Below are 14,516 nucleotides of genomic sequence, written 5' to 3'. Positions count from 1 at the left end.
GATAGAATGATTTAATTAAAATCTATCCATCGGATACTTTTTCTTTAAAACGATGAAGAAAGTAATAGAATTTTATTTTTCTCTTGCTCGAAAAAAACAGGCTCATTTTTACTTGCAGCTTGATAAAAATGATCAATAATATTCATCATGTAAACTCCATGCTCCGCGGGAGCTATTAATGGATCTCCTGATATAATACTATTTGTAAAGTGTTCAAATTCATTCATTAATTTAATAGTAGGATTCAAAATAGGAGAAATATCAACACAGGTGTCCAATAGTTCAGAATGAATTTTTAACACACCATTTATGAGAGAAACTCCACCTTTCGTTCCTAGTATTTCAACAAACTGCTTGTCTTTTTCAATATTGGAGGCCCAGCTGAATTCAAAATTGACTGTTGCACCATTTTTAAGACCAATAAAGCCAATAGCAGAATCTTCGACATTAAAGATACCATTTGGATTTCCCTTATACCCATTTCGATTCCGGGTAGTCGTCTGGTCAAAATTATTATAAGTGGCTCCAGTCACATATGAAGGTTCTGGCATACCCATTAGGTACATAGCTAAATCCAAATAGTGAACACCCAAATCAATCATAACACCGCCGCCAGCATAATCTTTATTCGTAAACCAGGTGCCTCTTCCAGGTATTCCACTTCGTCTAATCCAGCCAGCCTTCGCTTGGTATATTTCACCTAGGAAGCCCGCATCAATATATTTCTTCAAGTAAACCGCTTCGTTTGTAAAGCGGTTATTTAAGCCAAGCATTACCTTTTTCCCTGATTTATTTTTAGCTTCGGTGATTTTTTTGGCTTCGATTGCATTGACTGCTAATGGTTTCTCACAATGAACATTTACTCCCTTTAAAAGGGCATAAATGGAAATTTCCGCGTGTAAATAGTTAGGTGTACAAACACTTACTAGATCCAAATCTTCAGCATTCAGCATATCTTTATAATTGCTATAAACTTTATCAATCTTATATTTATCAGCTAATCTATTAGCATTTTCAATATTCACATCACATATAGAGACTAATTCAATATTAGGGAGATCCCTATAATTATTTAAATGCTTTCTTTCCGCATTACTCCCAGCACCTATTAACCCATATCTTAATTTTCGCTTATTCATTTAAACCTCTCCCCCATGCATTAAAATGCAATTTTCCTCATGTATTCGATGGTAAAATCAATTCCTTTTTCACCAAGTTCCCCTGTCCAAACTGGTGAATGCGGCTCAATACTCAAGCCCCCGGAATATCCTTTCACTCTTAGTAATGAAATAAAGGTTTTCCAATCTGTTTGATCCAACCCTGCTGGTGGATCATCTACTCTTTGACCATTAATGATCATGGAACCCTTTAAATGAATGTGGTTAAAACGCTCTCCCCAATCTAATGTTTCCTGTAAGTAATCTCCTCCAAAATATCGGCTGTGGGATGGGTCAAACTTAATCCCTAAGTCTTTTAAATGACCATGAACGATTTTCCATACCTCTGGAGTATTGACATAGTTTACTTTTCGGCAGTTGTAAGTTGAGACCTTTACTCCTTTTGGTTTCGCGTAATCCATAAGCAGGGAGAAAAAGTTTATTGCTGCTGTACAGTTTTCATAAAAGGATAATTCGTCAACATAATTACAGCCACTCACAAAATTCGTACAACCTAATTCTTCTGCCACATCAATCAATTGATAGCATCTTTCTAATTCCTCTTCAATGACACTTCCCTTTTCATCAATGCGCAAAGACTTCCATCTGCCAATTGAGCCAACCGCAACACCGTATTCATCTTTCCATCTCTTTAAATTTTCCCGATTGCGATAAAAGGCATCGACATCTTGACCTTCGTTCACACATACTTCAATAAAATCTAGTCCTTTTCGCTTTGCTTTTTGAAAACTTTCTTCTGTAGCTGTGGCAATAATTCCAAGTTGCATCATTTTTAACCCACTCTTTTCCTTTTATTAATTATTGGTCTACCAATCTATATAACTATTTGTGTTTGAGTAACGCTTACAATCTTATTTTAATCCATTTGATTTTGCTCATCTCCTCACCTGTTAACCAATTTATTGCAGATTTTAATTTATTTTAATTTCATAAAAGCAGCTGAATAGACTAGAGGTTAAAAATTTATATGTTTTTTTTAACCTCTGTTTGTGAGTAAAAGAAGGAAACCAAAAAGAGACGAAAATATATATCTACTAAGATAATTAATGAAAAGGCATGGAGAGATACGCAGGTTATGATACATGTGTAAGCGACATCAAATAAGAAAACATGAAGGGAGATTTTTTAATGAGCAAATTAAAAACATGCGTAAGTTTGTATAGTTTACAGGATGAATATTTAAATAAGCGTATGAGCCTAGAGGATATCTTTAAATTTCTCGCAGAAAATTCGGTTGAAGGAATTGAAATCATTCCTGATCAGATGATGCATAACGCCCCCCATCCATCAGAAAAAACTTTAGAAGAATGGGATCGATTAGTTTCGACCTATAAAATGAAGCCAGTGATTGCAGACGTTTTCTTAAATACAAACTTATACAAAAATCGAGAATTAACGAAAAAAGAGTGTGTTGATTTACTTATTGAAGAAATTAAACTTGCAAGTCGATTAGGGATTAAGCTGATTCGTTTGGTATCAATGGTACCCGCTTTTGTCATCGAACCATTGTTGCCATATGCTGAAAAATTTAATGTCACTTTGGCACTAGAAATCCATGCTGGTTTGAGCTTCGATGTTAAGAAAACACAAGAATTTATTAAAGAGATGCAGAGATTAAATTCTCCTTATGTAGGTCTTGTGATTGATACGGGGATTTTCTGCCGCAGGCTTCCAAGAGTCATGGCAGAATATTGTAAGCATTTAGGAACAAGCCAAGAAGTAATTGATTATATCAATCGCATTTTCGAGCAAGGAAAAGACCCAAGAAAAGTTTATCTTGAAAATGGTGGATTCCCAGCTGAGTTGAAGCAATTATTGAAGTCAGATGCTGATTACTTCTTTGCCCATATGGCAGATGGATATGAAAATGAACCATACAGTATTTTAGATGAATATATGCCTTACATTAAACATTTCCACTTTAAGTTATTTGAAATGACGGAAACGGGAGAAGAATATTCGATGGATTATAATGGAATCCTGCAATATCTTCATGAAAAAGGCTATGATGGCTATGTTTCTACAGAATATGAAGGAAACCGCTGGGTACTGCCTGGAAATCCAATGAAGGAAAAAGAGCAGGTTTTAGCACATCAAGCACTTATTCGAAACCTCATAAAAGAATTAGAAGGTCAGGAGGTATACTAAGATGTTTGATAATAATGTGTTCTTAGAAAATACTTGTAAGAATATAGTAGAAGCTGATCATGTAACGGGATTTGTTTTAAAGACCAATATTACCTATTATCGGGGTATTCCCTTATCGATGGTCAATGATATTGGTGTTGAAGTAGATGGTGAAAAGGTGGCACGTGAGGATATTAGATGCTCAGTTGATGAAGTGGATTGGTTTACATTAGATGAAATGGAAACCGTCACAACCTATAAATGGGAATATGGAGAACCGTTAACTGTTAGAGTCTTTAAAGAAGGCGGTTTATCTGCGGGAAGTCACGAGATTGCTTTAGATGTAATTGTCCGTACTGCGTATATACCTGTACCTTTAGCTGGACATAAAGTAAGGACTGTTGAAATAGGTTAATAAATTAAAAGAGGGTAAAAATCTCATAAAGATTTTTACCCTCTTTTTTCTCTCTCGCCAAATAGCAAATTTAGCTCAAACAAGCGCACTTCATGGGGTTGAAGTTCCCCTTTTAAGATAATGGAATGATTGTCAACAAGTGAATGATCAACTTTCATATGAGGTACACAAATTTGCTTAAAATAATCCACTTCATCCGGTTTGATGTCATCCACCACACCAAATTTCAACCATTCATCTAAAATACTGCCATGATCGCGGTTTAATTTTAGTTCTTTAACACGATATTTCCCATTCGCAATACCTAGTATTTCTAATGAGAGATTCATAGGCTCATTATTTTCAAAAATTTCATATTGCTCGTGGATTCCTGTACTGCCCTCAGGATGCAGGTAGTAAGAATAATTGAAATGTTTGTAGTTAAAACATACTACTTGATAACGATCACCGGATTTTTTGGTAACAATATAATTGTCACCTTTCGCTACTAGAATCTCACCTAATTGTTTTAAAAGTACGAATGCATGGTAACTCGGTTTTTTAATGCCATTTTTGGTCAACAGCCCGGCACCGCCATGAAGAATATTTTTCGAATCTCGAAAATCACTAAAAATATCAGAACTCAACCAGTATCCCATCATTTTCAATTGATTTTGATTCAAATTCTCAACAATATTCTTTACCATATAGGACGCTTTAAAACTGCTATCATTAAGATAATTACGATTAGAGATGGAGATATTCCATTCGGTGACGTTTAGTTCTAAATTCTCATAACCTGCTCTTTTCAGAGATTTTCTTACATCATTTAACTTATTTAAGACATAGTGAGGATTCGTTGAATGTAAATTTTTGATTGGAACCCTATATTTATCACGATCTATTTCAATAGGATAAAGATAAATGGAGAGGAAGTCGGGCTGAATTTCTTGCTGTTTCCATTGGTCCAGCAAGAAATCCAGTTTGTCACCTTCTAGATCCATGCTTAAACCACATCCTCCTATCTTTGCTCCAGGAACCAGGTTTTGCGCAGTCTTTTTAAATTCACTAAATATCTTAAAATACCCATCAAATTCTGGATCTCGATTTTGATTGTTCTGCATTTTAGCGAGGAAATCTTTTTCTTCCTCTGCTTTACTATTAAGTTCATCCATTGGCCGCCATAATTCAAAATACCATGTCTCGACTTCTTCAATACCATAACGTTCGATGCATTGCAGCAAAAACGCCGTCACGAGATTGTGCCATTCGGACAATGTCCTTTCACTGCTTATTGTTTGGATGACAAGAGTTTCCCCAATCGCTTTTTGAATGATTTTTGGTTTTGGCCCCATCTCAATAAAGGGTTTTAATTTATTTTTAATGAGAAAATCCAATAATTTGTTCGCATTCGAAAAATTGTAAGTAACGTTTCCTCCAGAGCGATCTTCTAGCAGCATATCATCCCCAAACAATCCCCAAAATCTCGCATAGGTAAAGCCGATTTCTGATTGCAGAAGGGTAATTTGCTCCTGCATATCGGAATTCAATAAATCTTTTGCATACCCAATATTCAGTAATCGATTCCAATACTTTATAAAAGCATCTGTTTTCCCAATTTTGACAACTTCGGTTTCCGTATCATGTCTGAATTCAGGAGTGGACTGACCTCTTTTATCCTCCGTACTTTTCAGATAATCGCGCAGCTCGGTTAGTGCTTCATTGGTTTCTAGACTACTAATATCATTGATTGAGTTTTCTTTCTTCACTGTGGTTCCAGACATTTGTTTTCTGTATTCAACAGGCTTTAGTTGATAACTTTCATTAAAGACTCTATTAAAGGAAGCTAGATTTGGAAATCCATTATCTAATGCAATTCTAGTTATTGGTTTATCAGAGTTAACTAATTCGTTAACAGCATGGGCCAAACGAATCTCATTCAAGTATTGCGAGAATGTTTTTCCGGTTTGCTTTTTAAAAAACTTAGATAGATAAGGAATGGAGAGATAATGAATACTAGCGACTTCCTCTAACGATAAAGGCTCTCGATAGTTACTTTGAATATAATCAATGATTTCTGTTAATCGATCATTTTGGCCTTTGATGGACGTATTAAGCAGCATTTGATTTTGATTCTGTAAAAAATTCATTCGAAGCGTTGAAATGAATTTATAAGTTTTTTCTAAAAATTCTACTTGAGAAAAATGGTTTACTTTCATATATACTGTTAGTAAGTTTTCAATCACTGTTCTTAATTCGTGATTGGCTGAGTGGTCGTGTTCAAGTGAATTACAAGTGAATAATAGATTTTTTTGGGCTAGAAGCGAACTTAGCTCAAAGTAATTAATATGAAAAACAATAAATAAATTATCTTCATTAGAATGGAAAGAATGAAATTCATTAGAATTTACCAATACAAAATCAGAACTTTTCATTTGAAAAATTTTATTATTCACTTTAACCTGCAAATTACCTTTTATCATATAGATCAATTCTATCTCTCTGTGGGCATGTTCCAGGTTACTCTTGTGGTTCATCACTGAAATCGTTACTAACTTCGAATCGATTGAAGATTGGAAAGTTTGCGAACCAACCAATTCCATCCCTCCCTAAAATGCTGTTCTTTAAACTACTATTTTTTAATATAACATATCAACAATTTAAAACTCGACGAATTATTTAAAATTTAATTAATATTATGGATAGCCTAGTTGCGTATGAACCAGGCTGCTTCATTCCTTACTTATTTAAAAAAATAGTACCAACTGCAATTAGAACAAGACCTATAATGGAATACACTGAAATTTTCTGCTGTAAAAACAAAATAGATAACAATGTAACAACTACTGCATAAACACCTGTTTGAAGACCACCAAGCATGACCGTATTTCCAAAAGTTTTGCTGCCTTGAATGAAACCCCATGATAGGATAATGTTTCCTATAAATGAAAGAGGGAGAAAATAAACATTAAATTTAATGCTGTCTTTTAAAGTTGGTTGAAAAAAATGTGCTGATAAGATCGGTAATAACGAAAAAACAATAGCACCAAAAATAATTGCCCCTATGACCAAGACTTTCAAACTAACACCTCTTCTACTCTTTTAGTGTTACTTTATCCAAAGTAGGAGAGCATATTCTATTTCTAACGTTCGATTGAGACGGTTGACTATTATAATAAAAAAGCACCTTCCTTTAGGAAAGCGCCCAAAATTTTCATCTTATTTTGTGGAAAGACTAAAAAGCTTTTCTAAATGCTGAACGATTTCATCTTTGTCCACTTCAACAACTTCCAGATGCTGCGGTTTATTAAACAATTGATTAATTTCCTCAGGGAATGTCTGCTCGATATTGCAACGCTCAATGGATTCATTAAACTTTGCTGGATGAGCAGTTGATAATGTCACACAAATCTCACTTGGATTATTACAACTTTCGTATGCAGCTACCCCGCACGCCGTGTGTGGGTCTAATAAATAACGGGTTTCTGTATTGTACTTGCTAATAGTTTGCAGGCACTCTTCCCCATTCACTCCATGTGCCGCAAAATCTTCTTGCACTTTATGAAGCAAATCGCCGCTTACAACAATTTTGCCTTCTACTTTAAAGCTTTCCATTACTTCCGAAACGGCCTTTGGATCTTCTCCAAGTAGATAATATAGATAGCGCTCAAAATTGCTGGCTACTTGGATATCCATAGAAGGGCTGAAAGTGCTGCGGAATTCTCCAGGCTTGTACACTCCATCTTTGATAAAACTTTCTAAAATGTTATTCTCATTGGTCGCAACGATGAGTTTACCAACCGGCAGTCCCATTTTCTTTGCAAGATAACCAGCAAAGATATCTCCAAAATTACCTGTCGGAACACTAAAGTTAATCGTCTTTAACTCCGCTTCCTTTTTTACTTGGAAATATGCATAGAAATAATATACCGTTTGCGCCATAATCCGTACAAAGTTAATCGAATTAATCGCACGCATATGATATTTATTTTTAAAATCCACATCTGCAAACAATTCCTTGATGATTCTTTGGCCATCATCAAATGTTCCTTTGATAGCTAAATTCAACACACTTTTATCGTCTACTGTTGTCATCTGTAATTCTTGTACCTTACTTACTTTCCCATATGGATGTAAAATACAAATGCGAATGCCTTCTTTACCTCTGACACCTTCAATCGCTGAGGCCCCCGTATCCCCTGAAGTAGCACCGAGAATATGAATCGACTCCCCTGTCTTCTTAGACACATAAGAATATAAATTCCCTAAAAATTGAAGCGCAATATCTTTAAAAGCAAAGGTTGGACCGTGGAAAAGTTCTAATACATACATGTTATCCTTTAACTTTTGAACAGGGGTAACCTCCGGATGGCGGAAGGTTGCGTAGCTTTTTTCGATTAATTCTTTCAACTCATGGTCTGGAATTTCACCATCAACATAATAGGAAAAGATTTCGTATGCTAATTCTTGATACGTTAACTTAGACATGGCGTCTAACTTTTCTGCAGGAATTTGTGGGATTTTCTCCGGTACTAATAGTCCTCCATCATTTGCCAGCCCCATTAGGACTGTGTCAATAAATCCAATTTTACTTACATTGCCGCGTGTACTAACAAAGTTCATAGCTGCCTCCAATATATATTATAAGTTTTATTGCCCTAGGTTTGGTGCGGGAGAATACTGTTATTCAATAGAGCTAAATATATAAATTTCATTTTAATACAAATTTGCGTGAATAGTCTATTAATTTTTTACACCGTAACTCCAAAACCTAGTATCGTAAAACACTTTTCTTCATATCCACTGGCCATCTTAATTTCTATTTGACGCTCCATGGTGTGTTCTTCCTGAAACAAAATTACAGCGTGGCAATGATTCCACTTATTTTCATGAGGATCCGCCGTCAGTACATATTGGCCATCTACAAAAATATCTGCTTTCCCAAACTCGATGCTGGCTGAATCCTTGTAAATCAGGATGAGACTGCTGCTCTTTATCCTCATTTTAAAACTAACATCTCCGGATAAGGCTGTGTGCATCCAGTTATACGGAAATTGCGGTGATGGAACATCATGTTCATCCATTTCTGCCATCTGCAAGTCATAATCTGTATCAGAGAAGCTGCCTGCCTCTATTTTTACGATGTCTCGATTATCTTTTCTTTCCAGTAATTGAACATTAGCAAAATAATTACCAATCAAAGGTGGTTTTTCTATATTTATATCGTCGTTATCTGTTATAGATTTTTTAATTTCAGAGAATAGATATCCCAGGCAGTCTGCCATTATGGTATGACCATCATTGGTAGGATGATAAATATCGTAAAAAAATTCATTCTTCGAAATTATGCTACCTTCTTCCTTTGACAGGCGGAACTGTTCAACCACGGCATCCTTCACACTTACCATCGGCAAATCATAGTGTTTCCCCACTGGAGAAAGCCTGTCCTCCAGATTCCAATCATTCTCAAACACACTGAATAGCAGGATAACAGCAGGTTTATTTTTCCTGGAAAGAATTTTCAAACAAAGACTTTCATAACAAACTCCATTCGTTTCGTCATCTGCATCGTTTACCGCAAATTCGACAACCACGATATCTGGTTCTACGGTTCCGTCTCTTAAAATATCTCGTTCATACCGTATCATCCCAAGCTGTGAAGGGGTTCCTCCGACTCCCGCCTTCACAAAATGGATATTTTCGCCGCCATGTTTTCCAAACATATTTTTAAACTGTAAATAAGATTTATACGCATAACATTCTGTATGTATTGGCTGCGCGCCTGCCCCTTGGGTAATCGATCCCCCAATATAGGCAATCGTAACATCGCCGCCTCTTTCTGCTTTTTCCATTGCTGCTTTCAATCTTTTATTATTGCCCTTGCTAAACAGAGACTTTGAAATCATTTCCTGATATCTTTCTGTAACAAATTCAGCCAACCTACACCCCTCCACATGGTCACTTAAATAAACGCTTCGATTACTTTGTCTGTCGAATAAATTAAGTTGTTGTAAATATTATAAATCTTAAACTACCTTTATTAAAAGGGGTTTTTATTAGAACGAATGACAAATTCAGCTTTTTGATGTCGTGAAACAAACTTATTATCGGTAATCCAGAAACGCCATGGATAATCCTTGGCTTCACCAGCGTTGTCAATTCCAATCCTTTTCCCAACGGAAATACTGTCCGGAAAAATACCATTAGCTATATATAAAGGCGGAAGTGTAAGTGAACTTCCATAGTCTTCCATTGTGATACCCAATGATTTTGTAAGTTTTCCAGGACCATTGGTCAAACTTTTCAAATCATCCAACCCTCTCCTGCTCTTCATCACCTCAATCCCATACAGAGGTTCTATGGCACGAACCAATACAGCTTCAGGTTTTTCTTCACCGCCGCTGACAACATTAAAAAGGCAGTGAGTATGCATTAGATAAGTATAGGCAAGTCCAGAAAGTTGGAACATGACCTCGGTTCTAGCCGTCCTCCTGTTATTGTAACTATGTGCGGCTCTGTCACTTGGACCGATATATGCCTCGGTTTCTACAATATATCCTGCAGCTAACCCCTGTTCAGTTTCTTTTACAAGGAGGCACCCAAGTAATGCCTTCGCCAGTTCTAGAGTAGGCTGTTCATAAAAATCCTGAGATAGTGGATCGATGTCTTGTGGAATTTCACCCATACTGATGCCTCCATAATAATGCATTTTCTTTTTGGTTTACCCTTATTTCGGAGAATTAAAATATAATTTTTTTAATCATAAAAAATGCAGTGAAAATGGTAAAAGACACCCTCCTGTGCGGAAGGTGCCAGTTTTTTAAATCAATGAATGGATTGACACATGCTTTTGATTATCATTTTTATCATATCCTCAACTAGAGCCGGTACTTCTTCAAAAGCGCTTTTAATATGCAGTCTTTCTGTCCTTTTATGAGCATCTTTTCCAAACGGACCTACATTTAATACAGGTGCACGAAGCTGGGTCATAGCATCAAAAGGTATACAGTAACTGCTTCCCCAAACTGGTGTATTTGCTTTAAATGCAGTCCAGCCTTTCCCCTCATCATGATAGTTCACATAGCTTAAGTCACTGATTCCATTAAAATAATGCACCTGTTTTACAGGTAAATTAAAATTTTTTTGTCCTAGTTCCCTAACTAACTTTACACATCTCTTAACTAGATCATCATCAGATGAATTTACTGCCGGATAATAAGGAGGTGCATAGAGTAAAACGATTGCTGGTGTCAGTTCCTGACATTCAATCATCAAACTGTCTGCTATTCGTATTGATTTTTCACGATCATCCCAGTTAGGAGTTGCCTGAACTTGTGCCTTTATTTGCTCCACAAAATCAAATCCAAATTTACGGATTGCATATGTTTGTAAATCCTCGTAACGCAAAACACGGACTTCACCAACCGGCTTCACAGAGTGCTTCAAACAAACCTCTTTATATGCCTGATTACAGGCTTTTGCAGCGTCAATAGCAACTTTTTCAAAGATCTCCATAATTTCGTCAGCAGTCCGTTTCATTAAAAACACATTATATAATGCTGCAGAACGAAATGGCGTTTGAGCAGAGTATTCCAACCGTAAGTCTTTTTGCTGAAGAGTAACAGGAAGTGGTGTAGTTTCGCCATTCACTTTTTCTTGCAGCGTCAAATTCCACTCCATTCTCTGAGTCAAAAATGAGGCAATAAATGGCGCTGTAATGCCGCTGAGTGGTTCACCAACATGTGTTTCTTTTCCATAAAAGAGCGCAGATGGCATAATTTTTCCTATCGATCCAGAATAAACATAAAAACTTCTGTCACCCGGTTCTTGGGTAAATACCGGCTCTCCGTTCAGAAAAAGTTTATAGTTGAGATTATATTGATCTTTTAAGTCGAGCAGTTTCGTAACAGCAGCACGCATTCCTGATGAATTTACCTCTTCATCGGGGACTGTGAGCAGCAGGAGATTTATTGGCCACTTCTCAACAGTAGCTTTTTCCAATAAGCCCATATGCATTGCCAGTCCCATCTTCATATCCATTGTGCCCCGGCCAAAAATATATTCACCAGATAGGAGGTCTCTATGCGAATCCCCATCTAATTCATCAATTCTATTTACTAATAATTTCGTCAATTCTTCCGGCTGATAGGCATACTCCTCCAGATCCCCATATTCCTCAGTGTTTACCGTATCAAAATGACTCAGTAAAACAATCGTATCCTTTGATGAAGGATGCTTATATAACCCCGTTAAGAATCGCCGGCCCAAATCAGCATCATGAAGACCTAAATAACCGGGATTCTCCTGAAAATACTGCAAATCCTGTAATTTTGCCCGAAGCTTGCTTGGAAACTCCCGCTCCCCCTCGGTTAACGTCATACTCTTCCAGCTCACCAGTTCACACAACAAATTCCGCAGCCTATCCGGAGTTCCCCACCTAAGTTGTTCCATAAATTTATTCCCCTTTACCAATATTCCATAAACGAGTGCCCGCCTGAGGCGAGGAAGTGTCCACCTGAGGTGGACACTGTCCACGAGTGGTGCCTGTCACCAATATTATTTCACCAATATTATTTCACCAATATTATTTCACCTATGTTATCCGTTTATATTCGTTTCTGAGTTTGCTTTGGTTTGTTTGTTTTTGATGTAGTAGAATATATAGCATATTGCTAGGAATCCTAGTCCGATGAGGAGTCCTATTAGTTGTGTTGGGTCAAATGCCAGGAATATAAGGATGGATACGCAAAATACGATACATACGATTGGAATTAGCGGATAAAATGGGACTTTGTATTGCAGATCCTCTAATTTCCCACCGCCCTGTAAATATTTGCGCCGGAACATTAACTGAGATAGTGCGATTCCAATCCAGGAGATGGTCACGGATATTCCGGCAACAGACATTAATAAAACGAAAACTGTATCTGCAGCAATAACGCTAGTCAAAAGTGATAATAGTGAGAATATCATCGTAAACACTAGAGCTCTAAATGGAACCTTCCGTTTTGAAAGTCTCCCAAACCGTTTTGGTGCCATTCCCTCGTGAGCCATGGCCCACAAAAGACGTGTAGAAGCATAGATACAAGAGTTTCCTACTGATAATATCGCAGTCAGGATAACAAAGTTCATAATATCTGGTGCAAATGGAATTCCAGCAAGATCCATTAACGTTACGAAAGGACTTTCTAATAAACCGAGTTCTTCCGTTGGAAAAATCGCAGATAAAATAATAATAGAAGCCAAATAAAAGACAATAATCCTAAATAACACGTTGCGAATAGCACGGGGGATATTCTTTGAAGGTTCCTCGCTCTCTCCAGCAGCAATCCCGATTAATTCAGATCCTTGGTAAGAAAAAATAACATTCATCATCGTCACAAAAAGAATGGCAATTCCTGCTGGAAATAATCCGGATGGAGCTAGATTGTCCAATAATGGTGCAGGTCTGTCTTCGAGAGGAATAATTCCCAAGATGGCTCCGGCACCTATAATGATAAAGAAAATTACAGCAATTACCTTAATACCGGCAAACCAATATTCTGCCTCGGCGAAACCTCTTGTCGTTAAAGCATTAAGTCCGAACAACAACAATATAAACAACGCACACCATATCCAAACAGAAACATCTGGGAACCACCTCTGCATGAGGATCCCAGCGGCGGTGAATTCAACCCCAGCCGTAGTAGCCGACCCAATAAAGTACATCCATCCTAAAGAGAACCCGGCAGAAGGACTTATGAATTTACTGGCATATGTTTGAAAAGATCCTGTGACTGGCATATAGACAGCGAGCTCACCTAAGCAGACCATGACCAGGTACAAAATGATCCCGCCAAACAAATACCCAACTAATGCACCGCCGGCTCCCGACTGATTAATGGTATAACCAGCATTTAAAAACAATCCCGTTCCAATAACTCCCCCTAATGAAAGCATAAATAAATGTCTGCGTTTCATGGATCGATTTAATTGATTTTCCTGACTTACCTGATTCACTGTTTCCATTCCCTCTCCCACCCCTCTTTAAATAGCATTACCCCTTTACATAATTAAAATCGCAGTGACAAGCAGCTTAATCCGCCATCCTGTTTACGGAATTCTGACATTTCGAGTTCGATGGTCTGATACCCTGCATCGTTAATTTTTTGTTTTGTTATAGGATAACCAGCAGGAATAATGACATAATCATTCACACAGATACAATTTGCTGCGTATTCCTCTTCAGGTGGAACAACTATTTTTTGATATTGGTTAAACTCGGGATGATCAATAAATTCCCCTGCGACCACTATCGTTTGATTGCCTAAATAAGCAATACCTGTTTTTAAATGGAAGAATTTCTTTAACTCAACAATGGTACTTTTGTAACCCTCCAATTCAAGGATCGTTTTTAATTGCAACGCACCCTCATGGTTAGTTCTAGCAGAAATTCCTATATAAAAGTGATCTTCAATCTGAAGGATATCACCCCCATCAAGAGTTCCCGGATCCTTAATAGAATAAATAGATTCATAGAATGATTTAAGTACAGGTTCCATTTCATGGATTTCACCATTCCGGGAAAGTGCCCCTGGATTCGAAATGACAGCGAAATTAGGTGTCAATACCGCTGTATCCTCTACAAAAGTTGAGTCAGGAAATTCAATATTACTAGGAAGAATTGTTACGGTTGTACCGCATTTTTTCAACGCGTCTATATAGGCCTGATGCTGTTCTAATGCGATTTCGAAATTAGGTCTTCCTAAATCGGAAGTAGTTAACCCATTGACATAGCTTTCACTTGGTATTTTAACAATCGTATTTTTAAACATGAT

Annotated in this window: 12 protein-coding genes; 2 read left to right on the top strand and 10 right to left on the bottom strand. The window is 37.0% G+C overall.

Going from position 1 to position 14,516, the window contains the following annotated elements:
* Positions 1–44: 44 nt before the first annotated feature.
* Together QNH29_RS11135 and QNH29_RS11130 are read right to left on the bottom strand one after the other, a co-directional pair.
* The gene (locus QNH29_RS11135; RefSeq protein WP_283864835.1) at positions 45–1,139 is read right to left on the bottom strand and encodes a Gfo/Idh/MocA family protein; all 1,095 of its coding nucleotides are present in this window, start codon (positions 1,137–1,139) and stop codon (positions 45–47) included.
* A gap of 20 nt (positions 1,140–1,159) precedes the next feature.
* Complete coding sequence (locus QNH29_RS11130; protein ID WP_283864834.1) at positions 1,160–1,948, bottom strand: sugar phosphate isomerase/epimerase family protein; 789 nt, start codon at positions 1,946–1,948, stop codon at positions 1,160–1,162.
* 358 nt (positions 1,949–2,306) lie between these two features.
* Here QNH29_RS11130 and QNH29_RS11125 point away from each other — a divergent pair, with 358 nt between their 5' ends.
* Both QNH29_RS11125 and QNH29_RS11120 read left to right on the top strand, forming a co-directional pair.
* The gene (locus QNH29_RS11125; RefSeq protein WP_283864833.1) at positions 2,307–3,326 is read left to right on the top strand and encodes a sugar phosphate isomerase/epimerase family protein; all 1,020 of its coding nucleotides are present in this window, start codon (positions 2,307–2,309) and stop codon (positions 3,324–3,326) included.
* A 1-nt stretch (position 3,327) separates the two neighbouring features.
* Positions 3,328–3,720 carry a C-glycoside deglycosidase beta subunit domain-containing protein gene (locus QNH29_RS11120; RefSeq protein ID WP_283864832.1) on the top strand — a complete coding sequence of 131 codons (393 nt, stop codon included), beginning with the start codon at positions 3,328–3,330 and terminating at the stop codon, positions 3,718–3,720.
* Positions 3,721–3,755: 35 nt separating this feature from the next.
* Here the strand turns inward: QNH29_RS11120 and QNH29_RS11115 are convergent, their stop codons facing one another.
* The 8 genes from QNH29_RS11115 to QNH29_RS11080 form a co-directional block, all read right to left on the bottom strand.
* Positions 3,756–6,296 carry a GH39 family glycosyl hydrolase gene (locus QNH29_RS11115; protein ID WP_283864831.1) on the bottom strand — a complete coding sequence of 847 codons (2,541 nt, stop codon included), beginning with the start codon at positions 6,294–6,296 and terminating at the stop codon, positions 3,756–3,758.
* A 142-nt stretch (positions 6,297–6,438) separates the two neighbouring features.
* Entirely contained in the window at positions 6,439–6,780 is a 342-nt protein-coding gene (locus QNH29_RS11110; RefSeq protein ID WP_283864830.1) for a hypothetical protein, read from the bottom strand.
* A gap of 138 nt (positions 6,781–6,918) precedes the next feature.
* Positions 6,919–8,322, bottom strand: a complete 1,404-nt coding sequence (gene thrC / locus QNH29_RS11105; RefSeq protein ID WP_283864829.1) for a threonine synthase — start codon at positions 8,320–8,322, stop codon at positions 6,919–6,921.
* A 128-nt stretch (positions 8,323–8,450) separates the two neighbouring features.
* Positions 8,451–9,638: a GDSL-type esterase/lipase family protein gene (locus QNH29_RS11100; protein WP_349654899.1), complete on the bottom strand. Its 1,188-nt coding sequence runs from the start codon at positions 9,636–9,638 to the stop codon at positions 8,451–8,453.
* Positions 9,639–9,739: 101 nt separating this feature from the next.
* A complete protein-coding gene (locus QNH29_RS11095; RefSeq protein ID WP_283864828.1) occupies positions 9,740–10,384 on the bottom strand; it encodes a DNA-3-methyladenine glycosylase in 645 nt (214 codons plus the stop codon).
* 140 nt (positions 10,385–10,524) lie between these two features.
* Entirely contained in the window at positions 10,525–12,150 is a 1,626-nt protein-coding gene (locus QNH29_RS11090) for a M20/M25/M40 family metallo-hydrolase (protein WP_283864827.1), read from the bottom strand.
* Between the two features lie 147 nt (positions 12,151–12,297).
* The gene (locus QNH29_RS11085; RefSeq protein WP_283864826.1) at positions 12,298–13,707 is read right to left on the bottom strand and encodes an amino acid permease; all 1,410 of its coding nucleotides are present in this window, start codon (positions 13,705–13,707) and stop codon (positions 12,298–12,300) included.
* Positions 13,708–13,751: 44 nt separating this feature from the next.
* A complete protein-coding gene (locus tag QNH29_RS11080; RefSeq protein WP_283864825.1) occupies positions 13,752–14,513 on the bottom strand; it encodes a dimethylarginine dimethylaminohydrolase family protein in 762 nt (253 codons plus the stop codon).
* Positions 14,514–14,516: the final 3 nt, after the last annotated feature.

The sequence above is a fragment of the Neobacillus sp. DY30 genome (assembly GCF_030123065.1).
GTDB lineage: Bacteria > Bacillota > Bacilli > Bacillales > Cytobacillaceae > Neobacillus.
The sequence above is the reverse complement of the archived record's forward strand: the minus strand, read 5'-3'. Positions and strand labels throughout refer to the sequence as shown.